Source organism: Paraburkholderia sp. IW21 (genome assembly GCF_041321145.1).
Lineage (GTDB): Bacteria > Pseudomonadota > Gammaproteobacteria > Burkholderiales > Burkholderiaceae > Paraburkholderia.
Map to the genome: position 1 here is coordinate 1 of NZ_JBGGWA010000016.1, position 17,391 is coordinate 17,391.

At 61.6% G+C, this 17,391-nt stretch carries 17 protein-coding genes and 1 pseudogene; 14 read left to right on the plus strand and 4 right to left on the minus strand.

The genetic code is table 11. From position 1 onward, the window contains the following. The first annotated feature begins 396 nt into the window (after positions 1–396). The 6 genes from bioA to ACAX43_RS28950 all read left to right on the plus strand — a co-directional run bounded on the left by bioA (position 397) and on the right by ACAX43_RS28950 (position 7,988). Positions 397–1,746 carry an adenosylmethionine--8-amino-7-oxononanoate transaminase gene (bioA, locus tag ACAX43_RS28925; protein ID WP_370711765.1) on the plus strand — a complete coding sequence of 450 codons (1,350 nt, stop codon included), beginning with the start codon at positions 397–399 and terminating at the stop codon, positions 1,744–1,746. Further along, complete coding sequence (gene bioF, locus ACAX43_RS28930; RefSeq protein ID WP_370711766.1) at positions 1,746–2,930, plus strand: 8-amino-7-oxononanoate synthase; 1,185 nt, start codon at positions 1,746–1,748, stop codon at positions 2,928–2,930. The genes bioA and bioF overlap by 1 nt, the downstream gene beginning before the upstream one ends. Further along, on the plus strand, positions 2,927–3,646 hold the full coding sequence (gene bioD, locus ACAX43_RS28935; protein ID WP_370711767.1) for a dethiobiotin synthase: 720 nt from the start codon (positions 2,927–2,929) through the stop codon (positions 3,644–3,646). The genes bioF and bioD overlap by 4 nt, the downstream gene beginning before the upstream one ends. A gap of 34 nt (positions 3,647–3,680) precedes the next feature. Further along, the gene (gene bioB, locus ACAX43_RS28940; protein ID WP_370711768.1) at positions 3,681–4,769 is read left to right on the plus strand and encodes a biotin synthase BioB; all 1,089 of its coding nucleotides are present in this window, start codon (positions 3,681–3,683) and stop codon (positions 4,767–4,769) included. Between the two features lie 443 nt (positions 4,770–5,212). Next, positions 5,213–7,612 (plus strand): DUF6531 domain-containing protein, encoded by a 2,400-nt coding sequence (locus tag ACAX43_RS28945; RefSeq protein WP_370711769.1) that lies wholly within the window; start codon positions 5,213–5,215, stop codon positions 7,610–7,612. 1 nt (position 7,613) lies between these two features. Continuing rightward, a complete protein-coding gene (locus ACAX43_RS28950) occupies positions 7,614–7,988 on the plus strand; it encodes a hypothetical protein (RefSeq protein WP_370711770.1) in 375 nt (124 codons plus the stop codon). A 111-nt stretch (positions 7,989–8,099) separates the two neighbouring features. On the opposite strand, the pseudogene ACAX43_RS28955 reads toward ACAX43_RS28950, so the two are convergent. Continuing rightward, a pseudogene (locus ACAX43_RS28955) lies at positions 8,100–8,222 on the minus strand (sulfate ABC transporter substrate-binding protein); the annotation flags it as partial. Positions 8,223–8,260: 38 nt separating this feature from the next. Further along, positions 8,261–8,863, minus strand: a complete 603-nt coding sequence (locus ACAX43_RS28960; RefSeq protein WP_370711771.1) for an RBBP9/YdeN family alpha/beta hydrolase — start codon at positions 8,861–8,863, stop codon at positions 8,261–8,263. Positions 8,864–9,211: 348 nt separating this feature from the next. Between ACAX43_RS28960 and ACAX43_RS28965 the strand changes: the two genes are divergently transcribed. The 6 genes from ACAX43_RS28965 (at position 9,212) to ACAX43_RS28990 (ending at position 13,366) form a co-directional block, all read left to right on the plus strand. Continuing rightward, complete coding sequence (locus ACAX43_RS28965; RefSeq protein ID WP_370711772.1) at positions 9,212–10,153, plus strand: 2-hydroxyacid dehydrogenase; 942 nt, start codon at positions 9,212–9,214, stop codon at positions 10,151–10,153. A gap of 66 nt (positions 10,154–10,219) precedes the next feature. Next, positions 10,220–11,146: a hydroxymethylglutaryl-CoA lyase gene (locus ACAX43_RS28970; RefSeq protein WP_370711773.1), complete on the plus strand. Its 927-nt coding sequence runs from the start codon at positions 10,220–10,222 to the stop codon at positions 11,144–11,146. A gap of 52 nt (positions 11,147–11,198) precedes the next feature. Beyond that, complete coding sequence (locus tag ACAX43_RS28975; protein WP_370711774.1) at positions 11,199–11,720, plus strand: YbaK/EbsC family protein; 522 nt, start codon at positions 11,199–11,201, stop codon at positions 11,718–11,720. Between the two features lie 4 nt (positions 11,721–11,724). Next, a complete protein-coding gene (locus ACAX43_RS28980; RefSeq protein WP_370711775.1) occupies positions 11,725–11,961 on the plus strand; it encodes a DUF1289 domain-containing protein in 237 nt (78 codons plus the stop codon). Further along, a complete protein-coding gene (locus tag ACAX43_RS28985) occupies positions 11,958–12,449 on the plus strand; it encodes a MaoC family dehydratase (RefSeq protein WP_370711776.1) in 492 nt (163 codons plus the stop codon). Before ACAX43_RS28980 ends, ACAX43_RS28985 begins: the two co-directional genes overlap by 4 nt. Next, positions 12,446–13,366 (plus strand): MBL fold metallo-hydrolase, encoded by a 921-nt coding sequence (locus ACAX43_RS28990; RefSeq protein ID WP_370711777.1) that lies wholly within the window; start codon positions 12,446–12,448, stop codon positions 13,364–13,366. Before ACAX43_RS28985 ends, ACAX43_RS28990 begins: the two co-directional genes overlap by 4 nt. A gap of 312 nt (positions 13,367–13,678) precedes the next feature. Here ACAX43_RS28990 and ACAX43_RS28995 read toward each other — a convergent pair whose 3' ends face one another. Further along, positions 13,679–14,578, minus strand: coding sequence for a DMT family transporter (locus ACAX43_RS28995; RefSeq protein ID WP_370711778.1), 900 nt, complete (start codon positions 14,576–14,578; stop codon positions 13,679–13,681). A gap of 114 nt (positions 14,579–14,692) precedes the next feature. Between ACAX43_RS28995 and ACAX43_RS29000 the strand changes: the two genes are divergently transcribed. Then, positions 14,693–15,163, plus strand: a complete 471-nt coding sequence (locus tag ACAX43_RS29000; RefSeq protein ID WP_370711779.1) for an Lrp/AsnC family transcriptional regulator — start codon at positions 14,693–14,695, stop codon at positions 15,161–15,163. 10 nt (positions 15,164–15,173) lie between these two features. On the opposite strand, the gene ACAX43_RS29005 is transcribed toward ACAX43_RS29000, so the two are convergent. Then, a complete protein-coding gene (locus tag ACAX43_RS29005; protein WP_370711780.1) occupies positions 15,174–16,064 on the minus strand; it encodes an alpha/beta fold hydrolase in 891 nt (296 codons plus the stop codon). 326 nt (positions 16,065–16,390) lie between these two features. On the opposite strand from ACAX43_RS29005, the gene ACAX43_RS29010 reads away from it, so the two are divergent. Further along, positions 16,391–17,350 carry an NAD(P)H-dependent flavin oxidoreductase gene (locus tag ACAX43_RS29010; protein WP_370711781.1) on the plus strand — a complete coding sequence of 320 codons (960 nt, stop codon included), beginning with the start codon at positions 16,391–16,393 and terminating at the stop codon, positions 17,348–17,350. The last annotated feature ends 41 nt before the right edge of the window (positions 17,351–17,391 follow it).

Here is a 17,391-nt window from a genome sequence, read left to right on the forward strand (position 1 = left end):
ACCAAGGAAAGCCCAACACCACAGGCAAACAGCCAACAACCGCCGCGACGGCAACCCCAAAAAAACCCCGCCGCAGGCAAGCAGCAAAACCCAAACCCCCACCTAAACCCCAAATTCCCGCCCATAAGTTCCAACTACTTTGCCGTCGTTAACTCCGTCGATTAGCGACCTTCGGAACGAAACCAAAACCACCTGCAGCGAACATCGCCAAACCCCGGCGCCGCAGGCAAAACCCCACCTCCCGCCCCTGGTGCGCAGCGCGAAATAAACCGCTAATCTCGACCCCGCACGCCTTCCCAAGGCTGCGCGCAGCGCAAGAAAAAAACCGCAGCGCGACTGAAAAGGCCCTAAAAAAGCCAGCCGTGCAGCGGCGAAAAAAGCACCTCGGAGTACCCTTTGGAAAAATCAGCCCCTCCTGAAGACTGGATCACCCGCAGCCTGCGTGCCGTCTGGCACCCCTGCACCCAGATGAAGCATCACGAGCGCCTGCCACTCGTGCCCGTGTCGCGAGGTCAAGGCGCGTGGCTCTACGACCGCGCGGACAACCGGTATCTGGACGCGATCAGCTCCTGGTGGGTCAACCTGTTCGGCCACGCCAACCCGCGCATCAACGCGGCACTCAAAGATCAGCTCGACACGCTAGAACACGCGATGCTCGCCGGTTGCACGCACGAACCCGCAATCGAACTCGCGGAACGCCTCGGCACGCTCACTCACAACTCGCTCGGCCACGCGTTCTTCGCGTCCGATGGCGCGTCGGCCGTCGAAATCGCGCTGAAGATGAGTTTCCACTCGTGGCGCAATCGCGGCTTCGCGGACAAGCAGGAATTCGTCTGCATCGCCAACAGCTATCACGGCGAAACCATCGGCGCGCTCGGCGTCACCGATGTCGCGCTCTTCAAAGACGCCTACGATCCATTGATCCGCAACGCGCACGTCGTCGCGTCGCCCGATGCCCGCCTCGCGCAAACCGGTGAAAGCGCAGCCGACGTCGCCCGCCGCGCGCTCGATCAGGTTCGCTCGTTGTTCGAAGCACGCGCCGCGAAAATCTCCGCGCTGATCGTCGAACCGCTCGTGCAATGCGCAGCCGGCATGGCGATGCACGACGCGTCGTATATCGCCGGCTTGCGCGCGCTCTGCGATCAATACGGCGTGCATCTGATCGCCGATGAAATCGCCGTCGGTTGCGGACGCACCGGTACCTTCTTCGCCTGCGAACAAGCCGGTATCTGGCCGGACTTCTTATGTCTGTCGAAAGGCATTAGCGGCGGATATCTACCGCTCTCGATCGTGCTGTCGCGCGATGAAATTTTCGAAGCTTTCTATCACGACGACACCGCACGCGGCTTTCTGCACTCGCACTCGTACACGGGCAATCCGCTCGCGTGCCGCGCGGCGCTCGCCACGCTCGATCTGTTCGCGAGCGACAACGTACTCGCCGTCAACGCGCAGAAGTCCGCAAAACTCAAGGCCGCGCTCGCGCCGCTCGCCGACCATCAGCACGTGCGCAATCTGCGTCAGTGCGGCACGATCTTCGCATTCGATGCAGTCATCGACGACGCTCAGCAAGCCAGAACATTCTCGCGCCGCTTCTTCGAAAACGCCCTACAGCGCGAACTGCTGCTGCGCCCGATTTCGACTACGGTGTATCTGATGCCGCCATACATCCTCGACGACGAAGAACTCGCGCTGCTCGCTTCTCGCACGCGCGAGACCTTCGAAGCAACGCTCGCGGAGGTCCGCTAATGCATTTGCTCGACACGCTCGCAGAAGGGCTCAAGGAAATCGACGCGCGCGGCCTGCGCCGTCGACGCCGCACCGCCGACACGCCGTGCGCCGCGCACATGACGGTCGACGGCCGCGAGATCATCGGCTTCGCCAGTAACGACTATCTCGGCCTCGCGGCCCATCCGCTATTGATCGCAGCCATTGCAGAAGGTGCACAGCGCTATGGTGCGGGCAGCGGAGGGTCGCATCTGCTCGGCGGCCACTCGCGCGCGCATGCGCAACTCGAAGACGATCTCGCTGAATTCGCCGGCGGCTTCGTCGACAATGCGCGTGCGCTCTACTTCAGCACCGGCTACATGGCGAATCTCGCGACGCTCACCGCGCTCGCGGGCCGCGGCACGACGCTCTTCTCCGATGCCCTGAATCACGCATCGCTGATCGATGGCGCGCGTTTGTCCCGCGCTGAAGTGCAGATCTATCCGCACTGCGATACGGAAGCACTGAGCGCGATGCTCGATGCGTCGGACGCCGACGTCAAAGTGATCGTCTCCGATACGGTGTTCAGCATGGACGGCGATATTGCTCCGCTGCCGCGTCTGCTCGAACTCGCCGAACAGTACGGCGCATGGCTGATCGTCGACGATGCGCATGGTTTCGGCGTGCTCGGTCCGCAAGGCCGAGGCGCAATCGCAGAAGCCGCGTTGCGCTCGCCGAATCTGATTTCGATCGGTACGCTCGGCAAGGCCGCTGGTGTGTCGGGCGCGTTCGTCGTCGCGCATGAGACCGTGATCGAATGGCTCGTGCAGCGCGCGCGTCCGTACATCTTCACGACCGCATCGGTCCCCGCTGCGGCGCACGCAGTGTCGGCAAGTTTGCGCATCATCGGCGGCGAAGAAGGGGATGCGCGGCGCGCGCATCTTCAGCAACTGATCGAGCGCACGCGCGCAATGCTGAAGGCGACGCCGTGGCTGCCGGTCGATTCGCACACCGCCGTGCAGCCGCTGATCATCGGCGCGAACGATGCCACGCTCGATATCGCGGCTACGCTCGATCGCGCCGGTCTCTGGGTGCCGGCGATCCGTCCGCCGACCGTGCCGACGGGTACCTCGCGTTTGCGTATTTCGCTTTCCGCCGCGCACTCGCAAGCGGATCTGGACCGGCTCGAAGCGGGTCTGCAACAACTCGGGGTGAAAGCGGCATGAGACCAGCGTTGTCCCTCTTCGTCACCGGCACCGATACGGAAATCGGCAAGACCTTCGTGTCCTCGGCGCTGTTGCGAGGTTTCGTTCGCGAAGGCCTGCAAGCGGCCGCGATGAAGCCGATCGCCGCAGGCGCATTCGAAGTAAACGGCGTGCTGCATAACGAAGACGCCGATCAACTCGACGCCGCCTCAAGCGTCCTGCTGCCGCCGGAGATTCGCACGCCGTATCTGCTGAAAGAACCTGCCGCGCCGCACATTGCCGCTGCGCTGGAGAACGTCACGTTTGATATCGCCCATATCGTCGATTGCCACGCGCAGGCTTTGAAGCGCGCGGAGATCGTCGTCGTGGAAGGCGTCGGCGGTTTTCGCGTGCCGTTGACCGCGACGCAGGACACCGCCGATCTCGCCGTCGCGCTGAAGCTGCCGGTCGTGCTGGTGGTCGGCATGCGCCTCGGATGCATCAACCATGCGTTGCTTACCGCCGAAGTGATCGCCGCACGCGGGCTGACGCTCGCCGGCTGGGTGGCGAATCGCGTCGATCCGGACATGACGTTTCCCGACGAAAACATCGCCTCGATCCACGAGCATCTCGCGCGTGAACACGACGCACCGTTGCTCGGTATCGTGCCGCATTTGAGCCCGGCTTCGCCCGAGCTCGCGGCGCAGCAACTCGACATCAACCGGCTCCTGCAGACGCTGCGTCACGCGCAGCGCTAAAACCCCATCACATCCATCCATGAGGATTGACGACATGACGCAACTGAACATCGCTCCGGCGCCAGCCGACACGGCCGCTGCGAACAACAACAGCAACAACGCAGCAGAAGGCGCGAAGCAAGTCGCCCGCTGGCGCATTGCCGACATCGTCGCGCTGTACGAGCTGCCGTTCAACGACCTGATGTTCCGCGCGCAACAAACCCATCGCGAACACTTCGACGCGAACACCGTGCAACTCTCGACACTGCTGTCGATCAAGACCGGCGGCTGCGAAGAAGACTGCGCGTACTGTCCGCAGTCGGTGCATCACGATACGGGCCTGCAAGCCGACAAGCTGATGCCGGTCGATGAAGTGCTGGCCGCCGCAAAGGTCGCCAAGGATAACGGCGCGACGCGTTTCTGCATGGGCGCCGCATGGCGCAATCCGAAGGACCGTCACCTCGAGCCGATCAAGGACATGATCCGCGGCGTCAAGGCGATGGGCCTCGAAACCTGCGTGACGCTCGGCATGCTGGAAACGCATCAGGCGCAAGGTCTGCGCGAAGCGGGCCTCGACTACTACAACCACAACCTCGATACGTCGCCGGAGTTCTACGGCCAGATCATCTCGACGCGCACGTATCAGGATCGTCTCGACACGCTGGAGCGCGTGCGCGATGCGGGCATCAACGTGTGCTGCGGCGGCATTGTCGGTTTGGGCGAGTCGCGCCGTGAGCGCGCCGGCCTGATTGCGCAACTGGCGAACATGGAGCCGTATCCGGAGTCGGTGCCCATCAACAACCTGGTGCAAGTGGAAGGCACGCCGCTGACCGGCACGGAAGCGATCGATCCGTTCGAATTCGTCCGTACGATCGCGATTGCACGTATCACCATGCCGCGCGCGATGGTGCGTCTGTCGGCCGGCCGCGAGCAGATGAACGAAGCGTTGCAGGCCATGTGCTTCCTCGCGGGTGCGAATTCGATTTTCTACGGCGATCAATTGCTGACTACCAGCAATCCGCAAGCCGAAGCGGACCGCAAGCTGCTCGAACGCCTCGGCATTCGAGCGGAAGCGGCGCAGCAAATGCCGTTGGATCAGAGCGGCTGCGAGCATGGCTGCGATAGACATGCTGCGTCGAACTAAGCATCTAAAGTTCTAGCAGCAAAAAAGGTCTTCTCGTTTTTCCGAGGCGGCCTTTTTTATTGCGATAAGTCTGCCACTGCTGCTGGTTGACACTGCATCGCAACCGACCGCGCATCTTTCCCGCCACGCGCCGCCCCCTTCGCGGACGCGACATTGCGCCACCCGGCCTTCACACACGCCGGAGTTCACCATCGCTGCTGACAGTCATCTTCATTGCTGTCCCATCAGGGAAATGCCCGTTCATCGGGGCCTTGACGTAGCACAAGCAGGATGCCTTGTCTTTCCGAGGGTTCTGACTGCGCGCCAGAAGATAGTTGCGCAATAAAGACCTGTGAAGTAGCAGTGCAATCAGATTTTTCGGAATTATCGGATTTCAAAAATATTTCAATCCCATTAAAAGTACTTACGCCTCTTTTGGCGAAACTAACAATTACGGGAGCGAAATGAACGATAAGAATTTAGGAGCGAGCTCAACAGGAATTCTGTTTCAACGGCTGACCGCATTTCTGTTGTTGCTGGTGGCTTTCGGGGCGCGCGCGGGAACCGACGAGGAGTGCCTTGCACTTTATCCGAAGTCACATGCGATCCGGGGTACCCAGTCGTGTCCCCTCGACGTTTCAAGCAATACCCCCATCGGGCTCGGCACCTACGACTGCGTGGGCAGGGCCGATCTGATTATTCCCTGGTGCGCCGGAACGGACCTCCAACCCGAAAAATCCTGTCCGGTCGCCGATCCGGTGTATCCGGGTAGCGGTACCGTCACACTCAGCAGTACGGATTTCGTCAGCGGCGACGACATGCCGATGGTGTTTTCACGCACCTATCGCTCAACGCCCCTTGGAGCGTCCACTACTGCGATGGGGCCGGTCTGGTTCCATAACTGGCAGCGCCAGTTAGGGCTGGCGAATGCGAACAGCGGAAGTTCGTCTAAGGTTCTTGCGTATCGCGAGAACGGCGAGCCTTTGACATTCAACTGGTCAGCCGGCACTTGGCGCACGGCGGCGTTTAGCGGTTTGGAGCTGACGCAGAATGGAGCAGGCTGGACGCTTACCGACCTTTCGACCGCCATCACCGAGACCTATTCCGCACAGGGCATCTTCCTTTCGGAGCGTACCAAGACCGGTTTCGTCAGGACACTGACCTATGACGGCTCGGGTCGGCTCACCGCAATCAGCCAGCACGGTGACGATGCAATCGCCAAATTCGACCTGACGCTTCGCCTCGACTACGACGATAAAGGTCGGCTTGTTCGGTTGACTGATCCCGCGAACGGTTTGACGCAGTACGGCTATGACGCGAACAGTAATCTCGTTGCGGTCATGTGGCCCGATGGCAATGTGCGGCGGTATGTCTATGACGATACGCGGTTCAGGAATACGATAACCGGTGAGATCGATGAAACGGGTACGCGCATCGCAACGTGGAGCTACGACGCGCTCGGCCGCGCTGCGTCGGTCAGCCACCCGGATACAACACGCAATGTGCAGTTTGCGTATGGCAGCGAATCGACGGCCGTCACCGATAGTCAACGCACGACGACACTCAACTTCTCATCGATCGGCGGCATGCTGCGGCCGACTGGAAGTCGTTCTTCGTCCGGTTCGACCAGTTCAACGTGGGACGCTTCGGGGCGCTTGCTAACGGACACGACCGCTACGGGTAGTGCCGTGGAGTACAGCTATGACAGCGCTGGTCGTCCCAGTAGAGTAACGACGCGCAACGCGTCTGGCACAACCTACATTTCCACCCGCTACGCCGAAGCTACGGCGCTAAGTCCGTCAATGGTCGCATCACCGGGAAAGTTGCGCGCGTTTGTCTATGACACAAAGGGCAATCTGACTGGCTATAGCGAGCGGAAAACTAACGATCCGACCGGCGCAAGCGGCTTTGATGCGGTGTGGGATGGTCGGGATCAGCGAACCATCGGTGCTCGGTACGATGAGTTGAATCGAATGACCGGCGCAGTAGTTTTTGACAATGGCGCAAAGTCAGCCGAGTGGGTCTACTTTTACGACAGCACAGGGAATCTCAACACGGCGCAGAATCTCGTATCCCATTGGCTTTTCGGCAATCAGGATCGGGATGCCGCGCATCGCGTGACATGGCAGACGGGCAACTATCGTGAGGCGCGCATCGGATACGACGCGAGAGGACGCGTTACTCGTTTCAACTACGATGAAGCCGCCACCCCGCTGACCGGTGGTCTCCACCGCGCAATTGCGGTGAACTATGCCTACTCTGCAAATGGCCAAAATATCACTCGCACTGGGACCATCACGCAGAACGATAGGTCTCCCGCTATCCTCGGCGGCGTTGAGATTGACCGGTGGCTAGATAACTACGAAGGTGGCATTGACCCAGTCGGACCTCCGGCGGGATTGCTCGGATGGACAAGACTGACAGCGGATTGGCAAACGGACAGAGCGACCACGCCTGTATGCATTGAATGCTGGCTTATGAGTCGCTCGCCACTGGGTCTAGCATGGTCGATGTCATCCGACAACACAGATACACTTTGGTTTATCCCAGGCCTCGGGGTGATCAAGGGCATTGCTAAGGTTGCATCCAACCTATGCAAATCGTCGGGATTAGACAACAGCGCCGTCATCAACTTTCAGACTCGCCACTACGAGTCGCGGCTCAAAGCAGAGGGATTGGAGCCCGCCCGTGTAGAAAGCAGCATCGCACAGGAAGTACAAACGATGATTCCGAATCTGGAGAAAGGATCGAACGCGTGGGGGCGAATGACGATTGACGGCATTGTTGTAGAGTTCCGGCTATATGTGAAGTCGAACGGCGAAATAAACGTCGGAACAATATTTCCTGTAAAGGGGAAGCCCTGACATGTTGCGAAACGTGACCGAGCACGAACGCGCTTTCATTGCCGAAGTTGCACGCAATCTTGCACCCGACGAAGGTACACGATTGCTGTCTGACTTAGCCATTGCTCAAGCTCAACCAACCTTGCCGGATGAGTCGATCATACGTTTCCACCTTGAAGGTTATTCTCGTCCTGCGACTGGCGGGCAGGAACTGTATCCGTTCGAGGGGGTAATGTCTGATTTGGACGGCACGAATTTGGATGTGCTTTTGTTCACAGACGCTGCGAACAGGCTCTATGAAATGGAGCTTGTCAGGTGGGAAGGCGGAGATTTGCTGGGGCCTGACTGGACCACCCTGCGGATAGTCCCTAAACCACCTCCGCTGCAAAAAACCTAAAGCATTTGCTTAACAAGGAAGGCGCGATTTGAACTGCACCCAAAAAGTCGGATACCAGTCCATACTTGTGAGGTGCAGTTCAGCAATCGCGCCTTTTTCTTTGCTACAAACTTACTTCTTGTCCACGATGATCTGATCGGACGTCCCACCGTCGGAGAAATGCGTTTGCTGCGCCTTCTGCCAGCTGCCGAACATCTCTTCGACGGTGAAGGTCGTGATCGGCTTGAACTCAGCCGGCCCGGCGATCAATGCCAAAACGCCAGGCGAAGCACTCAAACAAACGCGTGCGGTGCGGCCTCGAACGCCTCTTCGCGAAAGCGCAGCGGAGCCGCGCAATGCACCAGCGTATCGACGAAATATTTGGCGCGCGGCCACGGGCCGAATCCCGCCGCGGTGTTGATATGCCCCGCGTCGCCGAGATTGACGAATGCGCTGCCGAAACGCTGCGCGAGATCGCGCGAACCGGCGAGCGGCATCCACGGATCGGTTTCGCTGCCGATCAGGATCGACGGCACACCGAGGCGCCGCGCGTCGAACGGTCCGGCGAAAGCGAATTTCTCCGGGCTCGCGGGCGCGACCAACAGCACGCCGACCACGTCGTTCGCATACGACGCCTGCTGCAACGCATAGGCGGTCGCAAGGCAACCGAAGCTATGCGCGGCCAGCACGAACGGCCCGCGTTCGCACGCGAGCAGATCGCGCAGCGACTTCGCCCAGACGGCGACATCCGGTGCGTCCCAGTCGGCCTGTTCGACGCGCAGTGAGCGCGCGAATTGCCGTTCGAGCCATGTTTGCCAGTGCGCGCCCTCGCTGCCGTGCAGGCCGGGAACGGTGACGAGTCGTGGCGGCCATGGCGATTTGGTGCATGAAAGCATGTCTATCCCTCGCTGCCGGAATCCGGGAAGGTATTGTCCCGCCGCGTGTTGCAAGGGCGAACCAAGTTTTTCTGCTTTGTTTATGGGGCAAATGCGCGGGCGAATGCGACCGGCGTTTCCTCGCCCTTGCTCCCGCCCCTGCCGTGTGCCGTGCCGGAGCATGCAGCCCAAACCGCACGCCCGTACACAAACGCGCGCGATTCGCGTTGAAAAAGTAGAATGAAGCCTACCCATAAAAGGAGGAGGCCCCATGCCGCAAGCGTCGTCTGAAGAGCCGCGGGCGTTGCAGCTGCGCTATCGGGCCTTTCCCGCCACCCGACTCGACCACGCACGCGCCTTCCGAACCGTATGAAAATCCTCTTCTACATGCCGCATGCCGACGCCGCCGCGTGGCTTCACGACTTCGCACGCGTGCTGCCTGAAGCCGATCTGCGCGAATGGCAGACGGGCGACACCAAACCTGCCGACTTCGCGGTCGTGTGGCGCCCGCCGCGCGAGATGCTGGCCGGCCGCGACGATCTGCGCGCGATCTTCAATCTCGGCGCGGGCGTCGATGCGATTCTCGCGCTCGAACATGAGCAACCCGGTACGTTGCCGCGTAACGCGCAGTTGATCCGGCTCGAAGACACCGGCATGGCGCCGCAAATGGCGGAGTATGTGACGCACGCCGTGCTGCGCTACATGCGTCGCTTCAACGAATATCAGACCCTGCAAACCGAGCGCCGCTGGCAAGTGCTCGACGCCCATCCGCGCGAGACGTTCACGGTCGGCGTGCTCGGCCTGGGGGTGCTCGGTGCACATGTTGCGCAGGCGGTCGCGGCGTTCGGCATGCCGGTGCGCGGGTACAGCCGCAGTGCGCGGCAAATCGACGGCATCACGACCTTCGCCGGCGAAGCCCAGTTCGACGCGTTTCTCAGCGGCGTGAAAGTGCTCGTGAATCTGCTGCCGCACACGCCTGATACGGGCGACGTGCTGAACAGGCGCACCTTCGCGAAGCTCGCGAAAGGCGCGTATCTGATCAACGTCGCACGCGGCGGCCATCTGGTCGAACAAGATCTGCTGGAAGCGCTCGGAAGCGGCCAGCTCGCCGCCGCGACGCTCGACGTGTTCCGCGAAGAACCGTTGCCGGCGGATCATCCGTTCTGGCAGGAACCGCGCATCACGATCACGCCGCATATGTCCGCGCTCACATTGCGCGAAGAGAGTGTCGCGCAGGTCGCGCGGAAAATGATCGCGTTGATGCGCGGCGAAACGGTGAGCGGCGTGGTGAATATCGAACGCGGATATTGAACTCGGGTTTTGAACCCGACCGAATCCAACTGAAGGAACGCCGCCGAACGCGGCAGGAGACACATCATGGCCTTGCCCCAACACGTCAAAATCGTCGAAGTCGGTCCGCGTGACGGACTGCAGAACGAGAAAGAATTCGTCCCCACCGCGATCAAGATCGAGTTGATCAATCGCTTGTCGGCTGCGGGGCTTCGCAACGTCGAGGCAGCCTCGTTCGTATCGCCAAAATGGGTGCCGCAGATGGCCGACGGCGCCGACGTGATGGCCGGCATCGCGCGTCGCCCCGGCACGATCTACTCGGTGTTGACGCCGAACTTGCGCGGCTTCGAAGGCGCGCTCGCCGCTCGCGCCGACGAGATCGTGATCTTCGGCGCCGCCAGCGAAGCGTTCTCGCAGAAGAACATCAATTGCAGCATCGCGGAAAGCATCGATCGATTCGCGCCGGTTGTGCAGGCGGCCAAGGAACACGGTCTGAGGATTCGCGGCAGCGTGTCGTGTGCGCTCGGCTGTCCGTATCAGGGTGAGGTGCCGGTGGCATCCGTGGTCGATGTGGTCGAACGTTTCGCGGCGCTCGGCTGCGATGAGATCGATATCGCGGATACGATCGGCGTCGGCACGCCGAAGCGCACGCGCGAGGTATTCGAAGCGGTCACCCAGGTGTTTGCGCGCGAACGTCTGTCGGGCCACTTCCACGACACGTACGGTCAGGCACTCGCGAACATCTATGCGGCGTTACAGGAAGGCATTGAGATTTATCACGCGTCGGTCGCAGGGCTCGGCGGCTGTCCGTACGCGAAGGGCGCGACCGGCAACGTCGCGACCGAAGACGTGCTGTATCTGATGAACGGCCTCGGCATCGAGACCGGCATCGATCTCGCGCAGGTGGTTGCGATCGGCGATTTCATTTCGACGTCGATTGGCCGGCCTAATGTTTCGCGTGCCGGCAAGGCGTTGCTCGCCAAATCGCGCAGCGAACAGGGCAACTGTGTTTGACTCGCGCCACGCATTCGCCACGCATTTCGCCATTCACTCAGGACCTGAAACGATGACGGACCACGCCTCTCTCGATTCCGACGATCTCGCCGCGTTGCCCGACTCGGCGCGCCGCGTCGCACTGTTGTTGCGCGAACGCGGTCACCCGGGCCGGATCGTGATGCTGCCGGAAACCGGCAAAACTTCCGCCGAAGCCGCCGCCGGCCTCGGCTGCTCGGTTGCGCAGATCGCCAAGTCGATCCTGTTTCGCCGCCGCGAAGACGACGCACCGGTGCTGGTGGTCGCGAGCGGCGCGAATCGCGTCGACGAAAAGAAGGTCGCGGCGCAAGTCGGCGCGATCGGCCGTGCGGATGCGAAGTTTGTCCGCGAGAAAACCGGTTATGCGATCGGCGGCGTGTGCCCGATAGGCCACGCCACCGAACCCGTCACGCTGATCGATGCCGATCTGCTGGAACTCGACAGCCTGTGGGCCGCCGCGGGGCATCCGCATGCAGTGTTCAATCTGACAGCGCCGGAGTTGATTGCATTGACAGGTGCGCCGGTGCTCGACGTGGCGCTGCGCGAGACGGCCTGACGATATGACAGCAGGCATTGACACCGAAGACGACGAGGCTGCCGTGCCATCGCCCTGCATCAGCGTGTGCAAGATGGATGCGTCGACCGGTTGGTGCGAAGGGTGTCTGCGCACGATCGACGAGATCGCCGGCTGGTCGTCATTCGACAACGATGCGAAGCGCGCGGTCTGGGACGCAATCGAAGAACGCCACGCGGCGTTCATGGCTAATCAGGCAAAACCGGCGAAGGCGCAACGATGAACGCCGCACCGCGCATCGTGACGATCGGCGAGACGTTCCACTCGCGGCTCGAACTATCGGCGGAATCGGTGAAATCGTTCGCCACGCTCGTCAACGACTTCAACCCGCTGCATCACGACGACGCGTATGCCGCGCAAAGCCGCTTCGGCGGGTTGATCGCGTCCGGCACGCAACCCACCGCGCATTTCATGGCGCTGCTGGCAACGCATTTTTCATCGTACGCGCAGCCGCTCGGCCTCGAATTCGATATCAAGCTGAAGAAGGCGGTCCACGCGAACGACACGCTGACGATCACCTGGCGCGTGCGCGACGCTTACTGGAAGCCGAGCCTGAACGGCGATCTGACGCATCTGGAAGGAACCGTGGTGAACCAGCGCGGCGAAACCATGTTGATCGGCACGTCGACGATTCTGGTGATGCCGAAACCCGAAGCCTCCGCGAGTTCGAACGCGACCGCAGAGACAAACGGGGGCACAAACGCACCATGACCAGGCTACCGGAATCGATCCGGGTCTTCGAACGCGGCTGGCTTTCGTCGAACAACGTGCTGCTGATCGACGACGCGTCTGCCGCGCTCGTCGACACCGGCTACGCGACGCACGCGCCGCAAACCGTCGCCCTGGTGCAGCAAACGCTCGGCGCGCGGCCGCTCGATCTGATCATCAACACGCATCTGCATTCGGATCACTGCGGCGGCAACGCGCTATTGCAGTCCACGTGGCGCTGCCGCACCGCCATCCCAGCATGTGAAGCCGAAGCGGTGCGCGTTTGGGACGAAACCCGCCTGACGTTTCGCGCCACCGGCCAGACCTGTGAACGCTTCAGCTTCACCGAGACGATCGCGCCCGGCGAGCCACTGCGGCTCGGGGCGCTCGATTGGCAAGTGCTGGGCGCGCCCGGCCACGATCCGCACTCGCTGATGCTGTACTGCGCGGACGAACGTGTCCTGATCAGCGCGGACGCGCTGTGGGAAAACGGCTTTGGGGTGATCTTTCCCGAACTGGAAGGTGAAAGCGGTTTCGCCGAAGAACAGGCGGTACTCGAAGCCATTGCGAAACTCGACGTGCGGCTCGTGATTCCCGGCCATGGCGCGCCCTTCACGAATGTCGAACAGGCGCTCGAGCGGGCGTTTTCGCGGGTCGCGTGGTTGCGTGCCGATCCGGCGCGCAATGCGAAGAACGCACTGAAGGTGCTGATCGTGTTCAAACTGCTCGAAGTCCGCGCGATGAGCTTCGACACGTTGCTGCAGATGCTCGACGCCGCCGCCGCGATGCGCGCCGCCGCGGCAATGCTCAAACCACGCGGCGAATGGCCCACGCTGGTGCACACGATTGTCGAGGAACTGGCGGCCAGGAATGGGCCGCTTGAAATCGACGGCACGCGGATCGTCGCGCGCGAGGCCTGATACGAGCGAGGCAAGCGGAACACCCAAACCGTCGCCACAAAAAGAAGCCGCTCGACCATCAAGGCGAGCGGCGGAAATTCTGTCGGACGTGATCAGCGTCGATCCGAATGATACGCGTGCCGATTTTTTGACCGCATCAGTGATTTCCCTACAAAGTCTTGACACCGCTTTTTAAACCCGCCTAGGGGTAACGTTACGAAGCCTCGTAGTTGCACGAGTTAAAGAGCATTAGTCCGTCAATATGAACCGTTCGGCCGTCCAGTTACGCCGGAATCGGTAGCATTCCCAGTTTCCGAATGAGCGCCGCGCTCGTCAGTTCGAGGAGAGACGTCTCTGCGGCACGATCCGCCAACCGAGATTCACGCCGGCGGCCGCCACCAGAATCAGCACCGCGCCGAGTATCTGAATCCACGCGAGCGTCTGGCCGAACGCAACCCGGTCGACGATGATCGCTACCACCGGATAGATGAACGACAACGCCCCGGTCATCGAGGTGGGCAGCTTCTGGATCGCGCCGTAAAGCAGCACATACATGAGCCCCGTATTGACGATGCCGAGTACGATCAATTCGAGCCACTGCACACCGCTGGTGGGCAACGCATCGAAGCGCACGAACGGCGCGAGCATCACGACGCCGAGCGACACCTGAATCAGCGCTATCAGATGCGGCGGCGTGCCCTTGAGGCGCTTGGTAATGATCGACGAGACCGCGTACATCGCCGCTGCGCCAACTGCATAGGCGACCCCGGCCAGATACTGGCCCGGCACCGCCAACACCGCCGGCTCGACCTTCACGACGAACACGAGGCCGATGAACGCGACCACCAGCCACGCCACCGTCGACGCACTGATGCGCTCGCGAAACACCAGCGCGCCGAGCGCGACCAGCATGAAAGGCTGCGTGTTGTAGACGGCGGTCGCCATCGAGATGGAGGCGCGCGAATACGCCGCGAACAGCAGCACCCAGTTGATGACAATGGCCGCGCCGCCAAGCAGCGTGAGGCCGAACATCTTCCACGAGAAGAGCTTGCGCCTGAACAGGCCGAGCACGGCGCACACGAGCGCCAGGGTCGCGCCGCCGAAGATGCAGCGGAAGAACACCACATTGAACGGGCTCTGCTGCGACGACACCACCAGCCAGCCGATGGTGCCGGACATCAGCATGGCCATGGTCATTTCCGCCGCGCCGCGGCGAATTTCATTTGACGCCATGATTCGATCCTCGAATTGATTCCTGCGTGAGAAGCAGTGTAATTAATCCGATCGCGCGAATACATGGCTAAACTGAAGCCTTCCTGCGATGGAACCTAATAATCGAAGGCAATCATGACCAAACGCCTTGCTCCCGCCCCGCCCGCGACACTCGACGATACCGACCGCGCGCTACTCGCCGCGCTGGCGGCAGATGCCCGTCAGCCGGTCAGCGAACTGGCGCGTTTAGTCGGCCTCTCGGCGCCGAGTACGGCGGAACGCGTCCGAAGGCTCGAAGCGCAAGGCGTGATCGAGCGCTTCACCGTGCAGATCGATCCGCGCGCGCTCGGCTTCACGTTGCAGGCGATCGTGCGCGTGAAGCCGTTGCCCGGGCAATTGCATCTGGTGGAAGAGGTGATCCGGCGGATTCCGGAATTTGTCGAATGCGACAAGGTGACGGGCGACGATTGCTTCATCTGCCGCCTGTATCTGCATTCGATCGAACAGCTCGATGAGATTCTGTCGAAAGTCACCGAGCGCGCGGAGACCAGCACGGCGATCGTCAAGTCGACGCCAGTCGCGCGCCGCTTGCCGCCGCTCGGTTGAACGAAGCGGCTTACTGTTCGACCGCTTCAAAAAACGCCAGCATTTCGACGACCAGTTCTTGCGACGCCTCTTCAGGAATGTAATGCCCGCACGGCAATGAACGCCCGCTCACGTCACGCGCGACATGACGCCACTCCGTCAGCGCGTCGAAGCACTTCTCGATCACGCCCTTCTCGCCCCACAGCACGCGCAACGGGCAACCAATCTTGTGGCCGCGCTCGATGTCGGCGCGGTCGTGTTCAAGATCGATGCTCGCCGACGCCCGGTAGTCCTCGCACATCGCATGCACGGCGCCGGGTTGCGCCAGCGCGGTGCGATAGGCTTCGAGGGCGTCCGGCGCGAAGGGCGCGAGGCCCGCGTGACGGCCGCCCATCACCGCATCGACATAAGCGGCCGGGTTTGCGCCGATCAGCGTTTCGGGAAGCGGCTCCGGCTGGATCAGGAAGAACCAGTGGAAGTAATGTGTCGCGAAGGCGCGGTCGGTGGCTTCGTACATCGCGAGCGTCGGCGCGATGTCCAGCAGCATCAAACGCTCGACAGCGTCGGCATGATCGAGCGCCATCCGGTGCGCGACGCGGGCGCCGCGATCATGTGCGCAAACCAGAAAACGTTCGAAACCGAAGTGGCGCATCACGGCGACCTGATCGGCCGCCATCGCGCGTTTGGAATACGGCGTGTGTTCGGCGTCGCTCGGCGGTTTGCCCGATGCGCCGTAGCCGCGCAAGTCGGTGGCGACGACGGTGAAGTGTTCGGCCAGCTGCGCCACGCACTGCTGCCAGATCAGATGCGACTGCGGATGACCATGCAGCAACAGAAGCGGCGGCCCTGCTCCGCCCTTCACTCCGAAAATATCGACGTCGCCCACGGCGACGCGAAAGGGCATGAAATCCTCGAAGGCCATAGGGGGTCTCTTGTCGTTTGGGAGTCAATGCATTGTAGGAGCGCAATATGTCGACAAGAGGTGGGATTGCCCACGCAAGCGTAGAACCTGAACTCTCCCTCCAACTGTTCTAAACGAACCGGCCGACCGCGACCGAGTCGCTTCGCCTATAATAGAACGATCGTTCTTAAATTTTTTCCAGCGACCCTGTGCCCGGCATTCGGCGAGATTGCGGCGGCAGCACTACTGCTCGTCAGCCTGAACGCATTGCCGGCCATGTGCCGCTAAACTCATAATCGCCGGACGCCCACCGTCGCACCGGTCCGCTCAATCTGGAGACTCGCATCATGGCATTGCCCGCCGTCCTGCAAAAACTTGCGCTGCCCGTCGTCGCCTCGCCGATGTTTATCGTCAGCTACCCCGAACTCGTGTTGGCTCAGTGTAAGGCTGGCATCGTCGGCTCGTTCCCGGCGCTGAATGCGCGCCCGGCCGAATTGCTAGACGAATGGCTCACACAGATTCAGGCTCAGCTCGCCGAGCACAAGGCGGCCCATCCCGATGCGGTCATCGGGCCGATTGCCGTCAACCAGATCGTCCATCAGTCGAATACGCGGCTCGAACACGACGTGCGCGTGTGCGTCGAACACAAGGTGCCGATTTTCATCACCAGCCTGCGCGCGCCGGCGCGGGAGATCGTCGACGCGGTGCATAGCTACGGCGGCATCGTGCTGCACGACGTGATCAACCTTCGCCATGCGCAGAAAGCGCTGGAAGCGGGTGTCGACGGGTTGATCCTGGTGGCGTCCGGTGCCGGCGGTCATGCGGGCACGACCTCACCATTCGCGCTGGTCGGCGAAGTGCGGCGCATGTTCGACGGCCCGATCGTGCTGTCGGGGTCGATCGCCAATGGCGGCTCGATTCTCGCCGCTCAGGCCATGGGCGCGGACCTCGCGTACATGGGCACGCGTTTCATCGCGACTAGGGAAGCGCACGCGGTCGACAGCTACAAGCAGGCGATCGTCAATTCCACGGCGTCGGACATCATTTACACGAACCTGTTCACCGGCGTGCACGGCAACTACATCCGCGAAAGTATCCTGAACGCGGGGCTGGACCCGGACGCGCTGCCGGAATCGGACAAGACCGCGATGAACTTCGGCAGCGACAAGGCGAAGGCGTGGAAAGACATCTGGGGCGCAGGCCAAGGTGTCGGCTTGATGGACGATGTGCCGAGCGTCGGCGAACTGGTCACTCGTCTGACGCGCGAATATAACGACGCCAAGACGCGGCTGGGGATTGCGCGGTAAGGCGCCAGGTTGGAGCGGATTTTGCTGCGGCTCACTTCTGA

What these genes read in the sequence shown, in the direction of transcription:
- ACAX43_RS29005 (WP_370711780.1), bottom strand. Translation starts at nt 16,064, where the DNA reads ATGGCCTTCGAGGATTTCATGCCCTTTCGCGTCGCCGTGGGCGACGTC.
- ACAX43_RS28970 (WP_370711773.1), top strand. Translation starts at nt 10,220, where the DNA reads ATGGCCTTGCCCCAACACGTCAAAATCGTCGAAGTCGGTCCGCGTGAC.
- bioD (WP_370711767.1), top strand. Translation starts at nt 2,927, where the DNA reads ATGAGACCAGCGTTGTCCCTCTTCGTCACCGGCACCGATACGGAAATC.
- ACAX43_RS28980 (WP_370711775.1), top strand. Translation starts at nt 11,725, where the DNA reads ATGACAGCAGGCATTGACACCGAAGACGACGAGGCTGCCGTGCCATCG.
- ACAX43_RS28995 (WP_370711778.1), bottom strand. Translation starts at nt 14,578, where the DNA reads ATGGCGTCAAATGAAATTCGCCGCGGCGCGGCGGAAATGACCATGGCC.
- ACAX43_RS28975 (WP_370711774.1), top strand. Translation starts at nt 11,199, where the DNA reads ATGACGGACCACGCCTCTCTCGATTCCGACGATCTCGCCGCGTTGCCC.
- ACAX43_RS29000 (WP_370711779.1), top strand. Translation starts at nt 14,693, where the DNA reads ATGACCAAACGCCTTGCTCCCGCCCCGCCCGCGACACTCGACGATACC.
- ACAX43_RS28985 (WP_370711776.1), top strand. Translation starts at nt 11,958, where the DNA reads ATGAACGCCGCACCGCGCATCGTGACGATCGGCGAGACGTTCCACTCG.
- ACAX43_RS28990 (WP_370711777.1), top strand. Translation starts at nt 12,446, where the DNA reads ATGACCAGGCTACCGGAATCGATCCGGGTCTTCGAACGCGGCTGGCTT.
- ACAX43_RS28965 (WP_370711772.1), top strand. Translation starts at nt 9,212, where the DNA reads ATGAAAATCCTCTTCTACATGCCGCATGCCGACGCCGCCGCGTGGCTT.
- ACAX43_RS28945 (WP_370711769.1), top strand. Translation starts at nt 5,213, where the DNA reads ATGAACGATAAGAATTTAGGAGCGAGCTCAACAGGAATTCTGTTTCAA.
- ACAX43_RS28960 (WP_370711771.1), bottom strand. Translation starts at nt 8,863, where the DNA reads ATGCTTTCATGCACCAAATCGCCATGGCCGCCACGACTCGTCACCGTT.
- bioF (WP_370711766.1), top strand. Translation starts at nt 1,746, where the DNA reads ATGCATTTGCTCGACACGCTCGCAGAAGGGCTCAAGGAAATCGACGCG.
- bioB (WP_370711768.1), top strand. Translation starts at nt 3,681, where the DNA reads ATGACGCAACTGAACATCGCTCCGGCGCCAGCCGACACGGCCGCTGCG.
- ACAX43_RS28950 (WP_370711770.1), top strand. Translation starts at nt 7,614, where the DNA reads ATGTTGCGAAACGTGACCGAGCACGAACGCGCTTTCATTGCCGAAGTT.
- ACAX43_RS29010 (WP_370711781.1), top strand. Translation starts at nt 16,391, where the DNA reads ATGGCATTGCCCGCCGTCCTGCAAAAACTTGCGCTGCCCGTCGTCGCC.